This is a genomic window from Paenibacillus sp. J31TS4, assembly GCF_018403265.1.
Classification (GTDB): domain Bacteria; phylum Bacillota; class Bacilli; order Paenibacillales; family NBRC-103111; genus J31TS4.
The window spans coordinates 46145-65974 of the sequence record NZ_BOSI01000008.1; the positions used below are offsets into that span (position 1 = coordinate 46145).

The following is a 19830-nucleotide window of genomic DNA, read 5'->3' on the forward strand; positions in this document are numbered from 1 at the left end:
ATGCTCCCGATCGAGTAAGTAACTGGTTCTTTCTTCCTCCAGTGTACAATGAAAGCGAAGCTCCCGGAACCGGAAAAGCAGGAAAACTATGTCGGATTGCGGGCAAATTTGCAACAAAATCGGGACATTTGGGGCGTAAGCGGTTACCTTGGGTGCCATGTCTTAGTCGTGACGTGAGTTCTCTACTTGTGCGCTCTACTTGTGGGCTCATGGGCGGCATGCCGCGGGTTCTCTACTAGGGCGCACTTCTTTGTGCGGTGTGCCTCGGGTTCTCTCTCGGGCGCACTACCTCTGCGGCTATACCTTTGACGCTCACCCCAGGGGTTGTACTTTGGACGATGTCCACACGTACGCTCTGCTACGTACGCTCTGCCACGTACGCTCTGCCACGTACGTTCTGTCTCAGGCGGTGTGCCTCAGTCCGTGTAACTCAGCCGCCGCTTCTTAGTCTTCGTATCGCCGAATAAACTAGAACATCGGCAGCCAATGAAGGGGGGATCCGCATGTTAACCAATCCGCCGGGTTCGGTCGAAATCGAGGTGCGGGACGGGGCCACTCCCGCCGATCCGCTAGGAGGACGCCGGTACACCCTCACCCATTCCGACGAGACAGGCGAACTGTTCCTCGTCATCGGCCGCCGGTTTGCCGCGGACCGGCTGACCGAGAAACGCGACGAGGTTCTAGGGGAATGGACGCTCTACGGCCAGCAGCCCGTCCTGCTGATACAATTGTACATCGGGGACGGCCCCGAACCGGAGAAGCAGCGGCGCCTGCAAGCGTTTCGGCGGGAGCTCCCGCTTGCCCTGCGCGTCATTCGGCAGGGAGACGCTCCGTTTTACGCCCACTACCCCTCCCTCTGTCTAGCTCCCTTATGGGTGCATTACGAATCGGCCGATCCGGTGTACAACCGGGTGGAGACGTGGCCTCCGCTCGACTCGTAATGCTGAAAAAGAAAAGAGAGTCCCGTCAACGGACTCCCTTTTTTTGCTTCCTACGCTTCAGCTTGCTCTCCGGCACAGGACCATTGATAAGGTCGCATTGCACACTATTATTTCCCTAGTTCCTGCCCTTGCTTAGACTTAGGAGACTTGATCTCCCGAATCCGTTTAGTCGAGGGTGAGGACGATCTTCCCGCGTCCGCGTCTCGTTTCGATGGCTCTGTGCGCGTCGTCGGCCCGATCTAGCGGAAAAGTCCCCTTGATATGGATCTGCAGCTTGCCGTTTGAATATAGTTCGACCAGTTCTGCAAGGCGGGCTGCCGAGCGCTCACCGCGAATGACGCGGAGGCCGAGTTCCTCAATAAGGTCATAAGCGACGAACGTGCAAATACGGTTCCTATCCTTCACCAATTCAACCGAGGCCAACACTGCTTCCGCTCCGGCCGTATCGAACGCAGCGTCGACGCCGTTCGGCGCGAGCGCCCGCACTCGCTCGACAAGCCCCTCCCCGTAAGTGACCGGGATAGCCCCAAGCGAGCGCAAGTAGTCGTGGTTACTCTCGCTGGCAGTCCCGATAATCGTCTCGGCCCCCCACTCCTTAGCCAACTGCACGGCAAAAGCGCCGAGTGATCCGGCTGCGCCATGGATCAGTACTGTATCACCGGGTCCAACGCCGATGGCTTTCATAGCGATATACGCGCCTTGACCGTTGCCGGTCAGCCCCCCTGCCTCTTCCCAGGGCATGCTATCAGGCTTGCTTACAATTTGGTCTACATGGACGACCACATATTCCGCATAACAATTCAATTGTGCAAAGCCGAGAACCTCGCTGCCTACATGAAAGCCGGTAACGTCTTCACCGACTTGATCGATGATGCCCGCGAACTCGTTGCCCAGAATTTGCGGGAGTTGAATCGCGACGCCCTGCGGAGTCCAGCCTCTACGCACGTAACAATCGTAATGCTGTACCCCCGCCGTTTTTACCTGGACCCTGACTTGCCCTGGACCGGCTTGCGGATCGGGAAACGACAGGACCTCCATAACCTCTGGACCGCCGACCGAACGAAATGCTGCTGCCTTCATCGTGATTTCCTCCCTATTCCACGTTCACCGTAAAGGTTTTAATGCGCCGCTCCATGCGATTAGCTGATCTAGCATTGCGTTTACTTTTTCTACGTGCAGTTCCGCAGGTTTAAATAATCTGAAGTTTTCAAAATCTGTAAATAACGAAAATGTTGGATGTGCGCGAACGTCCGCTACGAGTAATTCTCCTAAGATACCGCGTAAATGTTCGGCTGCGCGGGCTCCGCCTGTTGAACCATAGCTAACAATGCCGGCCGCCTTATGATTCCATTCGTTGCGCGCTGAATCCAGCGCATTTTTTAATGCGCCCGTAATGCTGTGATTGTATTCTTGGACAATAAAGACGAACCCGTCTAAGCTGGCAAGCTTTTTCGCCCAAGCTATTAATCCAGGCTCGTTATCCGTCCCTTCGCCGAAAAAAGGCAATTGAAAATCCGTGATATCTACGACTTCATAATTCGCATCCCCACGCCGATTGGCAATTTCCTTCACCCAACTTCCAACTTGTGGACTTACACGTCCTTGGCGTGTGCTTCCTAAAATAATGCCGATGCTTAATTGTTTCATTGGGGCTCCTCCTATCATTCCTATTTGCCCTTACAAATCTTTCTCTTTAGTACGGCATGCCTAGCCCTGCCGAGCTGCATAAAAATTCTCTCTAGAAGCACCTGCCGTATGTCTTGCGAACAAACCAATGATTGAACCAAGCGAGAAGAAGTCAAATCCGAAGTAATCAAGTTTCTGAGCACGAATCAACAAAAAAAACGAATGGCATCCAGCTGACCCGATTAAAGAGGGGTTGAAAATGATGGGAATATAGGGCAATACACTATGGAATATCATTACGCTCATGACAGAACGACCGGCGAAAAGGCCAGAATCCGAATCATTTTTCTCCTGTAAGCCGCTGAAGTGTGGCTTCCATGGCGATGAGCCCTCCTCTCTGCCACTACGATACTTTCGGACAAAGCATGTTGCTTTCTCTATATGCTTATTTTACAATCGCTACCATATAAACAAAAATATATCTTAAGCCATGAGGGCATATACTTGAGTGTATGGGAAGGGGAATCCATTATGGAACTGCTGCAGTTGCGATATTTTGTAACGGTAGCCCGGCTGGAGCACATGACGAAAGCAGCGCAGGAGCTAGTAATCGCGCAGCCTGCGCTAAGCAAGACGATTTCAAGGCTGGAGGAAGACGTAGGGATTCCGTTGTTTGATCGGCGCGGTGGGCGGTTTCGACTGAATACGTTCGGCAAGGCGTTTTTGGACAAAGTCGAGAAGGCGCTCTCTCTGTTGGAAGAAGGAAGGAAAGAAGTGTCCGAGCTTGCGGGACTCGATCAAGGGAGCATCCACCTCGCGACTTCGACGCTTGACCGATTAACGGATCCACTGGGTGAATTTCTGGCGCTTCATCCCGAAGTTAACTTCCGGATTACGCAGGCTTCGATGGAAGAAATGACGCATTTGGTGGAGGCTGGCGAGGTCGACATGTGCTTTACGCCGATGCCGATCGATCGGCCCGACATTAGCGGAGTTTCCGTCTTGAAGGAAGCTATCTATTTAGCTGTTCCCCAAGGACATCGATTTGCCGGGAGAAAGAGCATCCGCTTGAACGAGCTGGCGGGGGACCCGTTTATCGGGTATAAGGAGGGATTTCCTTTTCAGAAAATGAACGACTTGTTATTTCAAGAAGCCGGGATAACTCCAAACTTCGTCTGCCGGGTCGACGAGCCTGCCAGCATTGCAAGTCTTGTCCGTGCCGGCCTGGGCGTTGCCCTTGTAGGAAATTGCGGCGGCCCGAACTCCCCGCTTAGCTTGCTGCATATCGAATTCCCCGTATGCCAGCGCAATTTCCAAATCGTATGGCACGAGAAACGGTACCTATCCCTTGCTGCACGCAAGTTTCGCGACTTTCTCATCGGATACTTTGCTGAAGCAGCGGAAGCGGGTTGAAATGAGATGCGGGGGTGCCAGCTAGGAGTACGGCAGTGTCCAGACATGCAACCGTTTCGGGTGAGAGGCTTAACAATGGTATAAGTCACAAACACCACTCCTCGCATTGTTATTCCTTTGATGTCTTTTTCTCGCCATAAAAATGCACCCCCTAGAATCCATTGGTTAAACCGAGTGGTTTTTCCAATATCCATTCTAAGGGGTGCATTTCATTTCCGCCGAGTATCAGGCGTTTCTTGGTTTTACTTGGAGTCGAAAGCGTTGCGCAGGCCGTCCCCAATGAAGTTGAAGCACATGATCGTCAGGAAGATCATGAAACCAGGGATGAACGGTACCCACGGAGCCTTGGTCATAATCGTCAAGCTTTGGGCGCTTTGCAGCAGGTTGCCCCAGCTCGCCTGCGGCGGCTGAATGCCGAGACCGAGGAAGCTGAGCGAGGATTCGGTTAGAATCATCGAACCCATCTGCAGCGTAGCCGAGATGATGACCGGCGCGATCGCGTTCGGCAGAATATGCCGGAAGATGATCCGGAAGTCGGACATGCCGATCGTCCGTGCCGCGTCTACGAACTCCCTGTTTTTGAGGGAGAGAATCTGGCCGCGGAGCAGCCTTGATTTGCCCATCCAGCCGAACAAGACGAACACCACGATGATGTTGAACAAATTCGGCCTGAGCAGTGTAACGACAGTGATCAGCAGGAAGAACTGCGGGAACGCAAGCATGATGTCGACGAACCGCATCAGGATGCTGTCGGTCTTACCGCCGTAATACCCCGCCAGAGAACCAACCGTGATCCCGATCAACAGGTTAAAGATAACCGAGAAAATCGCAACCGCCAGCGATACGCGGGCCCCGTACATGACGCGGGTCAGAAGATCCCGGCCAAGGTCGTCTGTGCCGAACCAGTGGTCCGCGCTCGGCGGCTTCAGCTTGTTCAGCAGATCCTGCTCGGCCGGATCGTGCGGAGCGATCCACGGAGCCAGGACAGCTACGAGGACCAGACCGATCAGGATAAACATGCTGATGAAGGCCATGCGATTCGCCTTGAACCGTTCCCATGCCCGGTTCTTCGGCTTGCGAGCAACGGTGTTGTTATTTGGAGAAACTGCTACATTCATCGGTTAGCCCCTCACTTCTTGTTTACTGAGGTTAACCCGCGGATCAAGTGCGGCATATGCCACATCCGCCAGGATGCTGCCGAGAACGGTCAGAAAGGCACCTACCGTAACAATCGCGAACAGTACAGGATAATCCCGCTGGAACGCTCCTTCGATGAACAAACGCCCCATACCCGGGATACTGTATACCTGTTCCAGAATGGCCGCCCCAGCGAAAAATCCGGGAAGCGCCAGACCGAACAGAGTAGCCAGTGGAATGAGAGCGTTGCGGAAGCCGTGGCGGAACAGAATACTGTTCCCCGGAAGACCTTTGGCTTTCGCCGTTCTCATGTAATCCTGGTTAATGACCTCAAGCATACTTGATCTAACATACCGGATCCAGATCGCCACTTCGCCGGCTGCCATCGTCAAGACGGGAAGCGTCAAGTGCTTAATCCGATCGATGAGGCTGAAATCGGCGTTCACGGTCTGGAGACCGCCCGAGGGCAGCCATCCGAGTTTCACCGCGAACAGGATGATCAGCATGAGACCGAGCCAGAAGCCCGGAATCGAGATGCCGACGAACGTAAATCCGGATACGATCTGATCCAGCCGGGAATGCGCCCGGACGGCGCAAAGGATGCCCAGCGGAATCGCAATCAATAGCGATAGCAAAAAGCTAGTCACTGTGAGAAGCAGCGTGTTGGGCAGCCGCTCCAGGATCAGGTCGGCAACCGGTTGATTCTTCAGAAGCGATACCCCGAGGTCTCCCCGCACCAGGCCGCTGACCCAGTCCCAATATTGCACATAAAGCGGTTTATCCAGCCCGTAAGCCTTGATCATGTTGTCTTTGTCTACCTGTTTGATCGTAGGATCTTCGGTAAACTGCGAAAGCGGGCTTCCCGGGGCCATATGGATGATCGCAAAGGAGATAATCGTGATGCCGATCAATATCGGGATGGCGTTCAGCAAACGCCTAAGTGTATAGAGAGCCACCCGCCGTCACCTCTTTCTATTTCGTGAAGTACCATTTTTGAACTTCCTTCAGGCTGTCCCGCTGCGGGTTGAAGCCTTCCAGGTTGCTCGGATATGCCATAACGACAGTCGGCGAGTAGAGGAACGTGTACGGCTGGTCTTCGGCGATCAGCGCGTCAACTTTGTTCAAAATCTCTTTCCGCTTTGCCTTGTCGAACGTCGACAGGTCCTCGTCGATCAGCTTGTCTACTTCCGGGTTCTTATAGGAAACGGTGTTCAGACCAGACTCGATTTCAGACGAGTGCCAGATGCCGTGCGGGTTCGGGTCGCCCGAGATCGACCAAGCATAGTAGATCGATACGAAGTCTTTCTTCTGGAAGTTCTTCGTGAAGGCAGAGCTTTCTACAACGCGCGGAATTACGTTGATGCCGACTTTCTTCAGCTGCTGTTGGATAACAGTAACGGCCTTTTCACGAACCTTGTTGCCTTGGTTAACCTGCATTTCGAATTCGAATTTCTTGCCGTCCTTGTCGAGGACGCCGTCTCCGTCGGTATCTTTCCAACCGGCTTCGGCCAGCATTTGCTTCGCCTTCGCTTCGTTGTAATCGAACTTCGGCACGTTGTCCGTGAACGTCCAGTAGGAAGGAGCGGTTTGGCTGTTTACGACCTTACCCATACCTTCGGCTACGCCGTCTACGAGACCTTTGCGGTCGATAGCGGTCGTCAGCGCTTGGCGAACCTTCTTGTCCTGGAACAGCGGGTTGGTCAGGTTCCAGCCTACGAACGAGTAGGAAGTGGACGGAATGTCCTTCTGGAGCTTGATCTTGCCGGAAGTCTTCGCGAACTGCTCGATTGCGGCCAGGTTGTCGGCCGGAACGGAGACCACGTTGATTTCCCCGGTTTGCAGCTGAGCCATCATGGCGTTGGCATCCGGAACGATCTTCGCGGTTACTTTCTCAATCGCCGGCTTGCCGCCGTAGTAGTTATCGTTGCGCGTGAACGTCAGGTACTGGCTGGCTTTCCACTCAGTCAGCTTGTACGGGCCGGAACCGATCGGCTTCTTGAAGAATTCCGACTTGTCCATATCCTTGATCGCTACATCTTTGAGGATGTGCTGCGGCAGGATGTTGTAGATCATCATATCGATATAGCCGGCATGCGGCTCCTTGAACGTGATTTTGACGGTCGAAGCGTCCACTTTCTCGATTTTTTCCATACGAGAGAAGGTACTCTTCCGCGGTCCAGTGTAGTCGTTATTGATCGGAATGCTGTAAGTGAAGACTACATCGTCAGCGGTAACCGGCTGGCCGTCGCTCCACTTGGCGTCGGTGCGGAGCTTAATGGTCATCGTCTTCTTGTCTTCGGAGAACGTCGGCTGGTCAACGGCCAGATCCGGAACGATCTCTTGCTTCTCGTTGAACTTGTACAGCGTGCTGAACACGAGGTCGATCACTTCAGTGGAAGTTGTCGTTGTCGCCCAGAAGCGGATGAAGCCTTGCGGATCGCCCAGGTAGGCGGTGGTGATTTCGCCGCCGTCTACTTTCTCCTTCTTCGGTGCTGCGGAAGCGGAAGCTCCCGGAGAAGCGGACGAACCGGCTGCGCCGTTGTTGTCGGACGAACAAGCGGACAGAACGACAGCCGAACTCATCATCGTGACGAGCGCAACAGATGCAAACTTACCAAACGGCTTACTCAACATATTACTGTTTTCCCCTCTCATTTCTAATTCGGTGGTCTATATGAAATGGCACGAGGCGGAATGCCCCGGCTCCACTTCCCGGAAAGCAGGCCGTTCGGTGCGGCACCGGTCGACGGCGTGAGGACAACGAGGATGAAACGGACAGCCGGACGGCGGATTGGCAGCGTTCGGCACTTCCCCGCGCAGCATGATCCGCTCCCGCTTGCCGTCTACGTCCGGTTCCGGAACGGAGGACAGCAGCGCTTGCGTGTAAGGATGCAGCGGGTTGTTGAACAGCTGGTCCTTGGTGCCGGTCTCGACGACGCGGCCGAGGTACATGACGGCCACGCGGTCCGAAATATGCCGGACGACGCTCAGGTTGTGAGAGATAAAGAGATACGAGACGTTCGTCTTCTGCTGGAGATCACCAAGCAGGTTGACGATCTGAGCCTGGATCGAAACGTCCAGAGCCGATACCGGCTCGTCCGCGACAATGAGCTTCGGATCGAGCGAGATGGCGCGGGCGATGGCGATCCGCTGACGCTGGCCGCCCGAAAATTCATGCGGATACAGCGCAGTGGCCGATGCCCGGAGCCCGACGACTTCAAGGAGCTCTTCGGCTCTCTTCATCGCTTGGGCGGCACCCATCTTTTGCTGAACGATAAGCGGCTCGGCCAGCGCCTTGCCGACCGTCATCCGCGGGTTGAGAGAGGCGTACGGATCCTGAAAAACACATTGCATGTCCTTTCGGATCGGTTTCATCTGGCGCTGGCTATAGCCGGCGATATTGGTGCCCTCGAACAGAATTTCGCCTTCCGTCGAGTCCATCAGGCGGAGAGCCAGCCGGCCGACAGTAGACTTGCCGCATCCGGATTCTCCGACGATGCTGAGCGTCTCCCCCGGATACACGGCCAGGTCTACGCCGTCCACCGCTTTAACGGCGCCTTTCTTGTTGAAGCGCCCGCCAATGGGAAAATGTTTTTTGAGTCCTTTGATTTCAAGAAGCGGAGCGGTCAAGGTTTGGTTCCTCCTAAGAGTTTTTGCGCTAGCAAAAACTAGCTTCGTAAGCTTAGTCCTGAGTTTTTGCGCTAGCAAAAACTAGCTTCGTAAGCTGTTCGCGTGCCGGGCAAAAACCGACTTCGTAAGCGTTGATTGTGGGTATAAGCCGGGGATCATGGAACGAACCGGCTTGTCACGGTCTAGGTTGTCTGAAGCGACAAAGGCGGCTTGACCGCCTCCGTCCGTCAGGCCAGATGGCAGCGGACGCGGTGGCCGGGGACGACTTCGCGGAGCTGCGGAGCCTCGGCGCGGCATACGGCTTCGGCCAGCGGACAGCGGTCGGCGAACCGGCAGCCCGGCGGATACATGCCAGCGGGAGGAACGGAGCCAGCGATCGGAATCAGCTTCTCGATATCCCCTTTCATGCGGGGAGTCGAGTTGAGCAGGCCTTTCGTGTACGGGTGCATTGGCTTTTGGAACAACGAACGTACATCGGTTGTCTCCACGATTTGTCCCGCGTACATGACGATAACGCGTGTAGCCATTTCGGCGACAACGCCCAGGTCATGGGTAATGAACAAGACAGACATGTCCGATTCCTTCAGCAGCTCGCGGATCAGGTCAAGCACCTGAGCCTGGATCGTCACGTCGAGAGCCGTCGTCGGCTCGTCCGCGATCAGGAGATCCGGACGGCAGGACATCGCCATAGCGAGCATAACCCGCTGCCGCATTCCACCGGATAGCCGGTGTGGGAATTCTCTGCGGATCCGGGCCGGTTCCGGGAAGCCGACGCGTTTCAGCCATTCATCGGCTCTTGTATCCGCTTCCACCTTAGATACCCCAAGATGCCGAATAATCGACTCGGTTAACTGCATGCCTATCGTAAGAACGGGATTGAGCGATGTCATCGGCTCTTGGAAGATCATCGAGATATGCCGGCCGCGAAGCTTGGCCATCTCTTTATTCTTCATCCCTACCAAGTTGCGGCCACGATAACGGACTTCGCCTTCCGCGATCTCCGCGGATCTCGGCAGCAGCTGCATGATCGACAGAGACGTCATGCTTTTGCCGCATCCGGACTCGCCTACCAGCGCCACTACTTCATTAGGGCCGATTTCAAAATCAATGCCGTCTACGACGGTCAGCTCTTTATGTTTGTCCTTGAACACGGTTCGGAGTGACTTAACTTCTAGGATTGCTTCGGGCAAACGGCTCACCTTCGCTTCATTACTGTTAAAATTTTTGAAGAATAGCGTTATTTTACGGGTAAATAATGATAATGTCAGCAAAAATATTACAAAATTTTAATAAATTATTTTTATCAGTTTACTGGTTTAAAAGATTGCATCATCCGCGCGGGAAAGCCTTAATAGAGAAAACCTAACATGGAATGATAATCCTGTGATAGAAAAAAAGTGAGAATTATCAAAGAAAAACGAAAATAAGAACGATGAGTAACCGTTCCTATCTCCGTAGAATATTGTGGATTTTGTTGACGGTTTCTTCTATTAAAGAATGGCCTCTCCCAGAAGCTCGTAGGAGCGCAGCCGTTTGGCATAGTCCTGGATCGCTGTCACGACCATCCATTCGTCCGTGCCATACTCCTCCCCGAGTCGCAGCAGGCGCTCCCGGATCTGCGCCGCGGTGCCGGCCAGCAGCCGGTCCCGCAAGGGCGGCTCCTCTGCCGCGGAAGGCTGCCGATCCGCGTCCGGCGGCCCCGTCCGCCCCGCCACGCCGGCCGCTAGCCGCAGCGCCTCCTCCTCCGTCTCCGCGCAGACGACGCCGACAGCTACGATCGTCTCCGGCTCTCTCCGGCGCCCGGAGGGCACGAACGCCGAGCGGTAAGCCGCCAGCACCTCCGTGCCGTCACGATCGCTCATGAACTGCCCGAACGCATAGCCGGTGCCGGTCCGGGCCGCCAGGACGGCACTTTTGTCGTTCGTGCCGAGCAGCCATAGCTCTGGCGGCTCCGGAGGAAGCGGACGGGCCGTCACCCGGACCCCGTCCAGCCGGTATTCGTTCTCCAGCAGCGCCTGCACGTCCGCCACCAGCTCCGGCATCTTCCTTACGTTCGCAAGGAAATTGCCGCTGAGCGCCATGGTCACATGGGCCGAGCCCCCCGGCGCCCGGCCCAGTCCCAGATCGATTCGGCCAGGGTACAGGGCGGCGAGCAGATGGAAGGCTTCCGCCACCTTGATCGGCTTGTAATGCGGCAGCAGAACAGCGCCCGAGCCGAGCCGGATCCGGCTTGTCCGCGCGCCAATATGCGCGAGCAGCACCTCCGGCGCAGCGGAAGCCAAATGCTCCATGTCATGGTGCTCGGGAACCCAATACCGCGTATACCCGAGCCGTTCGGCCGTCTGTGCCAGCAAGACGGCGTTCTCCAGTGCCTCCTGCGGGTTTGCCCCCTCCAGCTGAGGGACAAGATCCAGCACACTCAGCTTCATCCTCCCATCCTCCCGTTCCTCGTTTCTGCTCCCAGTATACCCCTCCTGGGTCCTGGAGCCAAAACGCGCCGATACTCGGAGCAACGCAAACAAGCCCCGGTCCCTAAAGAACCGTGGCTTGGCGACAGGCGCCCAGCGGCCAGTGGCGGCCTCCAAAAAATAACTAACGGACGGCCGGGCACCAACCCCGTGTTAAACCAGGGGTACCAAGCCGCGGCCAACCGTACGACCCCGTCAGCCGCCCATCAGCAGAGACTCAGCGCCGTCGATATAGATCGGCGTTCCGGTAATGTGGGACGATTCGTCGGACGCGAGGAACAGCACCAAATCCCCGACCTGCCGGGCTTCGCCCGTTCCGCCGTTCAGCAGATGGTTCCCTTCCGGGAATTCAACGGGGATGTCGACCTTATCCAGCTCGGGAGCCTTCTCTGTATTGTCCCCGATGTTCGTCTTGATCGCCCCCGGGCAGATCGCGTTCACCCGGATGTTGAACTGGGCCAGCTCCAGCGACGCCATCTTCATGAACGCCACCTGGCCTGCCTTACTCGAGCTGTAGGCGCTGGCTCCGATATTCGAAAATTTCCGGTTGCCGTTGATCGAACTAGTGATGATGATGCTTCCGCCGTTTTTCTTCAAGTAGGGAACGGCGTACTTGACAGTCAGGAATGTCCCGCGCAGGTTGATGCCTAGCGTCTTGTCCCATTCCTCGACCTCGAGCGTCTCGATCGGCGCCCATGTGCCATTGATGCCGGCGTTAGCGAAGACGATGTCCAGCCGGCCCCACTTTTCGGCGGCTTGCTTAACACCATTCTCCACCATCTCCGCCTGAGAGACGTCGGTCTCTATGACCATCGCTACCCCGCCGAGGCGCTCAATCTCGGCCTTCACCTTCTCAGCCTCTTCCGGCGTCCGGTCCAGCATGCAGACCTTGGCGCCCTCTTCCGCCAGACGCAGCGCCGCCGCCTTGCCGATTCCCGATCCGCCGCCCGTGACGATGGCGACCTTGCCTTCCACCCGTTTTCCGTTCAAGCTGATCCCTCCTCTAAAGCTTATCCCCATTGTTTACACGCCCCAGCGGGAGCCTGAATCAGAGAAGGAGCATCAGCGCGCCGGCAAGCGCGATGTACGGTCCGAACGAAACGGGATCGCTCCGCTTCTTCTTCCGGAGCGCGAGCAGCAGGAGCGTGCCGGTTAGCGCAAGCACGCTCGCCAAAAACAGGTTGACTAGCACCGCTTCCGTGCCCATATAAAAGCCCAGGAGGGCATACAGCTTCACGTCTCCGCCCCCGACCTGTCCGCGGGACAGGACGGCCATGGCCGCCATCAGGGCGAACGCCAGCGCCCCGCCGGCGACGGAGGCCAGCAAGCCCCCTTCCAGCGGATACCAGAGACGGAGCAGGATGAGCGGAACGGCAAAGACGGCCAGCGTCCGGTTCAAGATAAGCATGGCCATCAAGTCCGTCAGCGTCACGACGGTAAGCAGGCAGAGCAGGACGAGATTCGGCAGGAACAGCCCCGGAGCCGCCCGGTACAAGAGCGGGACGGCGATCGCCATCGCCAGGATCGCCAGCAAGCGGGAGCCGCGCAGCGGACGGTGCTCCCGGTTACGCAGCGCGTAGACCGCGTACAGTTCCAACAGATAGCCAAGGACCGCCCCGAGGGCGGCCCAAATCAGCAGCAGCATAGCAACAACCTCATTCGTTTACAGCCAGGACTTCTCCTTCCACTCCAGAACATGGGTCGTAATGACGATGACCACGAGCGGGAAGAGGAAGACGTTAAGAAGGATCTGGCTCAGCAGGATGACGAGATATTCCGATGTCACATAGGACATGCCGATCATGGCGACCAGCTCAATCAGCAGCTCGATAATGCCGGTCAGCGCGATCAGAGCCAGCAGCTTGAAAAAATATTTGCGCCCGAACCGGAGTGCGAACCGCCAGGCGCGGCGCAGCGGCATCTCCTTGACCACCGAGATATAAGGAGTCAGGAACAGGAGCACCAGAAGAATGATTCCCGGGACGATCAGCGCCACCATGCCCGTCAGGACGATCAGGCAGTAGAGAAGGCCGAAGACGTACACGGAAAACCCCCGGTACAGAAACGTGGAATAGCTGTCCTTGAGCGGCTGCTCGCTTCCGCTGCGGTCGCTCAGCGTGTATTGGATGAACGGGAGCTGTCCCACCACGAGAAACAGCAGGGTCAGGAACGCGTTGGTAAAGTCGCCGAAAGCCGAACTCTCAAGATTCGACGTTGTCGCATAGACGAAGTTCGACAGAACGCTGTGAAAAAGCAGGAGCGGAAACACAATCGTGAAGGACAACAGAATGACGGACAGAAATTGGCTGCGGTAAACCGCAAAGCCGTCAGCGAATAGTTTCATACCGCCCTCCTACCCCGCCAAATTCCGGATATCGTGCAGAATGGTGTTGTGGAAGACGTAGTCGTTTTTCTTTCTCAGGTACTCGTCGTGCTGATCGAGCCCCGCTTCGCCTTCCTTCATCGCCACGGGGTTGCCCTTCTCGTCGTTTTCGAAGGAAGCGTTGGAGTCCTTGAGCACCTGAACGTTGGCATTGACCGTCAATGCGTCAAGACCGGTGAACACCGACTGCCGCAGCTGCTCCTCCTCCCCCTTCAGCGAGCCCTTGAGCGAGCCGATGTGCGCCTTGAGGCGCGCGAAGGCGGGCAGCTCCCGGAGCAGGAGACGGCCCTGGTGATACATCTTGCGGTAGTGCGCGATGTTCCACTCCACCATCTGCTGGACGTCCTCGTCCAGCAGCGTACCTCTGTCTAGGACCCGCTTCTCCAGCGCCTGCATCGACAGAAAGATATCATTCAGCTCGTCGATCGTCCCCACGCCGGTGTCCAGCGCTTCATAGACACCGGACAGGTCGCTTGCGAATTTGTCCAGCCGGAAGGCTTCGTTCCACTGGGCTTTGCGGAGCTGGGTCCTGACGGTCTCCAGCAGGTCGACCGGACGGGCAATGTCCTTGACGAGCTGGTTCCCCGCCTCGATCAGCACCCGGTTGAAGTGGAAGAACGCCCAGCCTGCGCGCAGCTGCTCCTCGCGGGTCGGCGGTGCTGTGCCGTCCGACAGAATGACGGAGCCCGTTCCTTTGCCGAAGCGGGTAAACACCACGTAGTAGTATAGGGTGTCGCCGTTCTGGTAAGCGTACGGGAACACCTCTTCCTTCTCAAGAAATTTTCTGTGCTTCTTGATCTGCTCGGTCAATGCTGGCGCCAATTTGCCTGTCATGCCTCATGCTCCTTTGCCGTTTAACCGCCGAATAAGGACTTCACGCCGCCCCAAATATTCTTGGCCGTATTCTTGATATTCTCCACTCCGTTTTTGAAGTTCTGAGCAATCTCCTTGCGGTTGACCACCATTTTGGTGATCGATCCAGCCGCCCACAGCACCGCGCCGGCAATGAAGACGCCCGCCGCCACCGGAGCGCCGACGCCCGAGGCCGCCAGCAGCACGGAGCTGTTCATCAGCAGCTCTCCCGAGCTTTGGCCGAGATCCCCTGCCGCAAGCGCCTTATCCTTGCCGCTGTCAGCCGTGATCAGCTTGCCGATATTCTGGCCGGTCTCATACGCCGCGAAGCCCGCTCCGACGCCCGCCGCCACCACGTTCACCTTGGAGACGGTGCCGAAGACGGAGGCCTGCAGCGTAGAGCGGACGGCGTTCGTATTTTGCAGCGTGGCGCTGCCCGCAGACGCCGCATGATAAGCCTGACGGTAATCGTAAATCTGCTTCGCCTTCTTGACGGCCTCCGCCGAATTGAGCGTGGTGTCCACCAAATCTCCGCCGGCTTCCAGTAAGGCATTGCCTTTGACCGCTGTCTTGTAGGTGCTGAACAGCAGACTGTAAGACAAGTTGCTGCCCGGCGTCAAATGCGTTCTCATCGTATTCCAATCATAGATCTGGTTGTCGCTCATATATTCGATGACGCCTACTCCCAGATCGTTGTAGCCGTACTTGATGACATCGTACATGCTCGGGCCCTGGCTGCCCGGATCTCCTCCCGCATCGCCGCCCGAATTACTGGACGGAGAGCCCGGTTGACCCGGCGTCCCGCTGCCCGGCTGGCCCGGTGTCCCGCTCCCGGGTTGCCCTGGCTGGCCCGGTGTGCCGCTGCCGGGCTGTCCAGGCTGACCAGGCTGCAGCGGCGTTCCGCTCCCGGGCTGACCCGGCTGGAGCGGAGTGCCGCCAGACGGATCGCCCGGTTTGGCGGGCTGACCCGGCGTTCCAATGCCCGGTTGGCCGGGAGAGCCCCCGCTTCCGTTCCCGGGTGCGATCGGCGTGCCGGGAGCGATCGGAGTCCCCGGCGCTATCGGGGAGCCCGGTGCAATCGGGGTGCCGGGCAAGATCCACTGTCCCGGAGTGATGCCTTCTCCCGGTGTAATCGGTGTACCCGGCAGAATAAACTCGCCGGGCGTGATGCCTTGCCCCGGCGCAATCGGCGTGCCGGGAGCAATCGGAGACCCTGGCGTGATGGGCGTCCCGGGTGTGATCGGGGTCCCCGGCGTAATCGGTTCGGCTGCCGCCAGGAACGGCAGCGCCTGCATGGCCATCAGCCAGACGATGACCAAACAGACTAAACTTTTCTTCACGCCTCTCCATTTCCGGTTCAATGGCGTTCACCTCCATCGCCGGCGGCGGGCTTACTCAAGGAAACGCCGCCAGCTTCTTATCGTGGATGGACCAGCCCAGCTCGTCCATGAACTTGAGCTCGGGCCCGTATCCTTTGTAAGGAACGTCGTGTTTGAGGAATGGAATGAGCGTATCGAAGACTCTGGTTTCGTACTCGGCATGCGCGGTCACTGCGACCCTGCCTCTGTCCAGGGCGACCTCCGAATCCCGCGTCAGCTTCCCCGCATTGCTGTTGATAATCGTCTTGACGGTTCCTTTTAACTCTCTGTCTACCGCATCGTCCAGCTTGCGCCGGACCGACTCCTCCAGCGCGGCCTTCCAGCCAAGCACATCGGGAGAGGTGGAGGACAGTTCCTCCTCCAGCACCTTATTGAACGCCTTCAGTCTCGCCTCCGGAGCGGGCGTTCCGGCAGACACATAGGCCTGCTTGGCCTTGGAGAGCCGGCCGCTCAGCGTGTCCCCGGTCAGCAGCGTCCGGGCAATACCCTCCGCCGTCTGAAAATCAAACTGCTCCACGCCATCGTAGACCGCCTGCAGCAGCACGTCGGTCCCGGCCATTGCCGCCTGCTCCGCGGCGATCGCCGCCTGCTCCTTCTTGCCGAAGAGATTCAGCACGTTGAACAGAAACACGAGCAGGAACCCGCTTATGACGATAAACCAGATCAAGTAGAAGGAGGCGTTGCCCCGTTCACTGCGGACCACGTCCTTCATTCGATCACCCGGCCCGCTGCCGTCTGAGTAAACGATAGAGAGGCGGCGGGCCGCCAGGCCTCGGGAATGAACACGATGCCGTGGGAGGTCTCCAGCTTGAGCTCGAACGACTTGCCGCTAGGCGAGATGCTCAGATGCTGGAACTGCAGGTTCTCCGACCCGCCGATAATGGTGCGTGCCATCGCCTCGGCCTCCGTCTGGCTCTTGGTCATGGCATACACCTTGGCCGCCTCGTTGGCGGCGGAGCGGGCCGTCACGACTGCATAGCCGGACGCCACCGCCTGCCAGAGAAGCAGGAAGAAGAGAAAGAAGTACGGCAGAACGCCCAGAAATTCGATGCTGACCGCGCCCTTCTCGTCGCTTATCCGTTTGTGTCTTGGCGGCATGGCCATCCTCTCCTTCCGGCAACCTTGATCGGTCACGGGGTGCTCTGCTTGCTCCCCGTTTCGTAAAGCTCGTCGATTTTGCGCTTCAGTGCTTCATAATTTGACTGGTCCGTTTTGCGCAGCTCGGCGGTTACGGAATCGTTCGTTTTGTTCAGGTATTGAACATATTCGCTCGTCTTTTTGATAATCGCCTGGTAGGCTTCGTCAGTGATATACTTCTCTTCCCGGAGTGCGTTCGCCGTGTTCGACAGGTTGCGGTCGAGCCGCAGCGAGCGCCACATCCAGGAGGTGCTGTAGGTGGTGATATCGAACTGCTTGGCGCTGTTCGCGTAGAATGCGCTCGTTTTGGCGGACTGCTGCCACTGCTTCCACCTCTCCGCCATCTTCTTGCCCTTGTTCAGCTCGCCCATCAGCTCATCCTTCGTTTGAACGCCGGTGTAGAATCCTCCGGCCGCAGCCGCCATTTCTTTCAGCTGCTTCTGGCCGGCATTGTCGACGTCGAAGCCGATGACGTTCAGAATAGGCTGGATGTTCGATTTGGCGATTTCCGCCGCCTTTTGCACCGGATCGCCTTCGCATGTGTTAATCCCGTCGCTGACGAGATAAATGATGTTCGTATTGGTTTCCGCGGGATAGGCGCTCAGATCTTTCTGCGCTTCGTCCAGAGCAAGCGTGAGCGGCGTCCAGCCCGCCGGAGCGAACTTGCCGAGCGCGGCGTTCAGTGTCTCGGCGTTGTAAGGCTGAACCGGATACACGAGCTCCGAGCTTGAGCAGGACAGCGCTTTGTCCGCATCCGAGCCGGTCCCCTTGTGCCCGTAGACGCGCAGCCCTACCTTGGCATTGGTGGGCAGCCCGCCCACGAACTGCTGAATCGCTTCCTTCGCCGTCTCCATCTTGGTCCTGCCTTCGATTTTGCCGCCCATGCTGCCGCTAGCGTCGAGGACAATTTCCACGTTGAAGTTATCCTTGAGCTGGAACCGCGGATCGGCCGCGTCCTCGGTGCCGAACGCTGCGAGCTTGTAGTCGCTCAAAACCTTGGACGGGTCCGGAAATTCCTCGTAGAAGAGCGAAATGAGCTGGGATGCATAAGCATCGTAGTCCTCCTGGGTGGCCTCGCCCCCCAGCTTCGGCAGCTTTTCCTTGACCGTCTTCATGACGGCATCCTTCTGATCGGCCACGTACGCGCCGGCCAACGGCCCTTTCGGATACTGAAGCAGATCCTCCAGCTTACTTGGAAGCATTGCCGCTTCCACTTTAGGCTTGGCAGGGGACGGAGAAGGGGCGGCTGCGCTCGGAGTGGGATCGATTCCCTTGGCCTCTCCCCCCCGATCGGGTTCCTTGGCACAGCCCGCCATCAAGACGGTCAAGGCCAGCAGCGCTGCAAGACGTCTCACCATTATGTTCATAGCTGCTCCTTTGCAAAAAAATAACCCCGCAAGTCCCGGAACCGGTCACAGTTCGTTTCGATCGGAATGAAGCATTCCGGGTACTTGGCGGGGACCGGTCGTGATACGCATCGTCAACCAACCGCTTATGGAAGCACAAATGGTGCCGGTTTGTCTATGTAGCCGCTTCCTGAGCGGGATGGCGCGGTCGGGTGTCTCTCGGACGTGAGGATCAGGATCCGCCGAGCTGGTTTTTGATGTTCTCAAAAATCTTCGAGATGACTTCGCCGATTGTGCCCTTGCCGGTGTTAAGAGCGGTCGAAATGATGCCGAGCACCATGATCAAGAGCGCGGCCAGGCCGAGCCACTCGAGCGACTGGGCGCCTTTTTCGTTGCTAAGATAATGCTTGACTTTCACATAAGCCTTCGTCGTGATTGCGCTCATTTTATTCATTGGTATTCCTCCGATGCTGATAGATTGGACCGCGATCAGCGATCAATACTGGAAGCCGAAATGGACAGATAGACCTAGCCAATGGAATGGAAGACATTACCCCCTTTGCCATAATTTAGTTAGAACTATTTAAACAAATCGAACAGGTTCGTATCACCCGAGAACATATTCAGGATCATCAACCCGCCGATCAGCAGCATCGCGGATGGCATGACGACGAAGGTGGTGATCAAGGTAATTTTAGGAGACGCCTTGGCGGCCTGTTCCTTCACCTTTTCCTTCCGCATCTTCCTCATCTCCTCGGCCTGCACCTTGAAGGTCGTGGATACGGGGACCCCGAGCCGCTCGCCCTGGATAAGCGACTTGATGACCGTCTGGAACGGCACGCTGTCAGTCCGCTTGAGCAGGTTGCGATACGCCATCTCTCTCGGCATGCCGAGATCGATTTCCTGCAGGAACCGGGTGAACTCTTCCTTAAGCGGCCCCTCGAAATACCGGATGATCTCCCGCATCGCCTGGTCGAGCGAGACGCCGGCCTTGAGCGTGACGCTCATCGTATCGAGGAAATCGGGGAGCGCGTAGGACAATTCGGCCTGCCGCTTCTTCGCCTTGGCCTTCATCCACAGAATGACGGAGAAGTACCCGGCCAGCGGGAACAGGATGATCCCTGCTTGCGATAGCGGGAAGCGCAGGACGAAGAAGAAGGCGCCGACGACGAACCCGAACAGCAGCATGAAGATTTTGAGCCCCTGGAAGCGCTCGACCGTCAGCTTGTAGGGAAAGCCCGCCTGCTGCAGCCAATTCTCTACATCGTGCGTCTCGCTGAAAAAATTGACGCGGTACCCGATGCCCGAGAAGTCGTCGGCGTAATGGAACATCTTGGCGAGCAGTTTCTCCTTGAACGTGGGCTTTCTCTCCTCCGCGTGGTAAGGGGACGGCGGCAGCACCTCCGCAAGATGCTCGCGGACGATCCGGCGCCGCTCCTTATACCGCCCCCTCTCTAGCAGATAGAAGGCAAAGAACAGGAAGCTGGAGACCAGACTGGCAAAGATGGCGGTTATCAT

At 57.1% G+C, this 19830-nt stretch carries 20 protein-coding genes; 2 read left to right on the forward strand and 18 right to left on the reverse strand.

Annotated elements, in window-relative coordinates; all coding sequences use genetic code 11:
• The first annotated feature begins 503 nt into the window (after nucleotides 1-503).
• The gene (locus tag KJS47_RS21805; protein WP_213527701.1) at nucleotides 504-941 is read left to right on the forward strand and encodes a staygreen family protein; all 438 of its coding nucleotides are present in this window, start codon (nucleotides 504-506) and stop codon (nucleotides 939-941) included.
• Nucleotides 942-1106: 165 nt separating this feature from the next.
• Here KJS47_RS21805 and KJS47_RS21810 read toward each other — a convergent pair whose 3' ends face one another.
• On the reverse strand, nucleotides 1107-2021 hold the full coding sequence (locus KJS47_RS21810; protein ID WP_213527703.1) for an NADP-dependent oxidoreductase: 915 nt from the start codon (nucleotides 2019-2021) through the stop codon (nucleotides 1107-1109).
• Nucleotides 2022-2045: 24 nt separating this feature from the next.
• Nucleotides 2046-2588 (reverse strand): NADPH-dependent FMN reductase, encoded by a 543-nt coding sequence (locus tag KJS47_RS21815; protein ID WP_213527704.1) that lies wholly within the window; start codon nucleotides 2586-2588, stop codon nucleotides 2046-2048.
• A 510-nt stretch (nucleotides 2589-3098) separates the two neighbouring features.
• On the opposite strand from KJS47_RS21815, the gene KJS47_RS21820 reads away from it, so the two are divergent.
• Nucleotides 3099-3980, forward strand: coding sequence for a LysR family transcriptional regulator (locus KJS47_RS21820; protein WP_213527706.1), 882 nt, complete (start codon nucleotides 3099-3101; stop codon nucleotides 3978-3980).
• Between the two features lie 242 nt (nucleotides 3981-4222).
• Here the strand turns inward: KJS47_RS21820 and opp4C are convergent, their stop codons facing one another.
• From opp4C to KJS47_RS21900, 16 genes are all read right to left on the reverse strand, one after another.
• A complete protein-coding gene (gene opp4C, locus KJS47_RS21825; protein ID WP_213527707.1) occupies nucleotides 4223-5098 on the reverse strand; it encodes an oligopeptide ABC transporter permease in 876 nt (291 codons plus the stop codon).
• Nucleotides 5099-5101: 3 nt separating this feature from the next.
• The gene (locus KJS47_RS21830) at nucleotides 5102-6073 is read right to left on the reverse strand and encodes an ABC transporter permease (RefSeq protein ID WP_213527709.1); all 972 of its coding nucleotides are present in this window, start codon (nucleotides 6071-6073) and stop codon (nucleotides 5102-5104) included.
• Between the two features lie 16 nt (nucleotides 6074-6089).
• On the reverse strand, nucleotides 6090-7751 hold the full coding sequence (locus KJS47_RS21835) for a peptide-binding protein (RefSeq protein WP_213527711.1): 1662 nt from the start codon (nucleotides 7749-7751) through the stop codon (nucleotides 6090-6092).
• Between the two features lie 36 nt (nucleotides 7752-7787).
• Nucleotides 7788-8747: an ABC transporter ATP-binding protein gene (locus KJS47_RS21840; RefSeq protein ID WP_213527713.1), complete on the reverse strand. Its 960-nt coding sequence runs from the start codon at nucleotides 8745-8747 to the stop codon at nucleotides 7788-7790.
• A gap of 227 nt (nucleotides 8748-8974) precedes the next feature.
• Nucleotides 8975-9937, reverse strand: a complete 963-nt coding sequence (locus KJS47_RS21845) for an ABC transporter ATP-binding protein (RefSeq protein ID WP_213527715.1) — start codon at nucleotides 9935-9937, stop codon at nucleotides 8975-8977.
• 300 nt (nucleotides 9938-10237) lie between these two features.
• Nucleotides 10238-11176: an MsnO8 family LLM class oxidoreductase gene (locus tag KJS47_RS21850; protein ID WP_213527717.1), complete on the reverse strand. Its 939-nt coding sequence runs from the start codon at nucleotides 11174-11176 to the stop codon at nucleotides 10238-10240.
• A 234-nt stretch (nucleotides 11177-11410) separates the two neighbouring features.
• Nucleotides 11411-12205 (reverse strand): SDR family oxidoreductase, encoded by a 795-nt coding sequence (locus tag KJS47_RS21855; protein WP_213527719.1) that lies wholly within the window; start codon nucleotides 12203-12205, stop codon nucleotides 11411-11413.
• A 58-nt stretch (nucleotides 12206-12263) separates the two neighbouring features.
• Entirely contained in the window at nucleotides 12264-12860 is a 597-nt protein-coding gene (locus KJS47_RS21860) for a prepilin peptidase (protein ID WP_213527721.1), read from the reverse strand.
• Nucleotides 12861-12878: 18 nt separating this feature from the next.
• Nucleotides 12879-13559: a hypothetical protein gene (locus tag KJS47_RS21865; protein ID WP_213527723.1), complete on the reverse strand. Its 681-nt coding sequence runs from the start codon at nucleotides 13557-13559 to the stop codon at nucleotides 12879-12881.
• Nucleotides 13560-13568: 9 nt separating this feature from the next.
• Complete coding sequence (locus tag KJS47_RS21870) at nucleotides 13569-14432, reverse strand: hypothetical protein (protein ID WP_213527725.1); 864 nt, start codon at nucleotides 14430-14432, stop codon at nucleotides 13569-13571.
• A gap of 20 nt (nucleotides 14433-14452) precedes the next feature.
• Complete coding sequence (locus tag KJS47_RS21875; RefSeq protein ID WP_213527727.1) at nucleotides 14453-15811, reverse strand: hypothetical protein; 1359 nt, start codon at nucleotides 15809-15811, stop codon at nucleotides 14453-14455.
• Between the two features lie 34 nt (nucleotides 15812-15845).
• Nucleotides 15846-16541 (reverse strand): hypothetical protein, encoded by a 696-nt coding sequence (locus KJS47_RS21880; RefSeq protein WP_213527729.1) that lies wholly within the window; start codon nucleotides 16539-16541, stop codon nucleotides 15846-15848.
• A complete protein-coding gene (locus KJS47_RS21885) occupies nucleotides 16538-16927 on the reverse strand; it encodes a TadE/TadG family type IV pilus assembly protein (protein ID WP_213527731.1) in 390 nt (129 codons plus the stop codon). The genes KJS47_RS21880 and KJS47_RS21885 overlap by 4 nt, the downstream gene beginning before the upstream one ends.
• A gap of 32 nt (nucleotides 16928-16959) precedes the next feature.
• Nucleotides 16960-18324 (reverse strand): vWA domain-containing protein, encoded by a 1365-nt coding sequence (locus KJS47_RS21890; RefSeq protein ID WP_213527732.1) that lies wholly within the window; start codon nucleotides 18322-18324, stop codon nucleotides 16960-16962.
• Nucleotides 18325-18544: 220 nt separating this feature from the next.
• A complete protein-coding gene (locus tag KJS47_RS21895) occupies nucleotides 18545-18766 on the reverse strand; it encodes a hypothetical protein (protein ID WP_249716643.1) in 222 nt (73 codons plus the stop codon).
• A 125-nt stretch (nucleotides 18767-18891) separates the two neighbouring features.
• A complete protein-coding gene (locus KJS47_RS21900; protein ID WP_213527734.1) occupies nucleotides 18892-19830 on the reverse strand; it encodes a type II secretion system F family protein in 939 nt (312 codons plus the stop codon).

Bases quoted from the DNA above. Each gene is read 5' to 3' on its own strand.
- KJS47_RS21805 (WP_213527701.1), top strand. From the start codon at position 504: ATGTTAACCAATCCGCCGGGTTCGGTCGAAATCGAGGTGCGGGACGGG.
- KJS47_RS21810 (WP_213527703.1), bottom strand. From the start codon at position 2,021: ATGAAGGCAGCAGCATTTCGTTCGGTCGGCGGTCCAGAGGTTATGGAG.
- KJS47_RS21815 (WP_213527704.1), bottom strand. From the start codon at position 2,588: ATGAAACAATTAAGCATCGGCATTATTTTAGGAAGCACACGCCAAGGA.
- KJS47_RS21820 (WP_213527706.1), top strand. From the start codon at position 3,099: ATGGAACTGCTGCAGTTGCGATATTTTGTAACGGTAGCCCGGCTGGAG.
- opp4C (WP_213527707.1), bottom strand. From the start codon at position 5,098: ATGAATGTAGCAGTTTCTCCAAATAACAACACCGTTGCTCGCAAGCCG.
- KJS47_RS21835 (WP_213527711.1), bottom strand. From the start codon at position 7,751: ATGTTGAGTAAGCCGTTTGGTAAGTTTGCATCTGTTGCGCTCGTCACG.
- KJS47_RS21850 (WP_213527717.1), bottom strand. From the start codon at position 11,176: ATGAAGCTGAGTGTGCTGGATCTTGTCCCTCAGCTGGAGGGGGCAAAC.
- KJS47_RS21860 (WP_213527721.1), bottom strand. From the start codon at position 12,860: ATGCTGCTGCTGATTTGGGCCGCCCTCGGGGCGGTCCTTGGCTATCTG.
- KJS47_RS21865 (WP_213527723.1), bottom strand. From the start codon at position 13,559: ATGAAACTATTCGCTGACGGCTTTGCGGTTTACCGCAGCCAATTTCTG.
- KJS47_RS21870 (WP_213527725.1), bottom strand. From the start codon at position 14,432: ATGACAGGCAAATTGGCGCCAGCATTGACCGAGCAGATCAAGAAGCAC.
- KJS47_RS21880 (WP_213527729.1), bottom strand. From the start codon at position 16,541: ATGAAGGACGTGGTCCGCAGTGAACGGGGCAACGCCTCCTTCTACTTG.
- KJS47_RS21885 (WP_213527731.1), bottom strand. From the start codon at position 16,927: ATGCCGCCAAGACACAAACGGATAAGCGACGAGAAGGGCGCGGTCAGC.
- KJS47_RS21890 (WP_213527732.1), bottom strand. From the start codon at position 18,324: ATGGTGAGACGTCTTGCAGCGCTGCTGGCCTTGACCGTCTTGATGGCG.
- KJS47_RS21895 (WP_249716643.1), bottom strand. From the start codon at position 18,766: ATGAATAAAATGAGCGCAATCACGACGAAGGCTTATGTGAAAGTCAAG.
- KJS47_RS21900 (WP_213527734.1), bottom strand. From the start codon at position 19,830: ATGATAACCGCCATCTTTGCCAGTCTGGTCTCCAGCTTCCTGTTCTTT.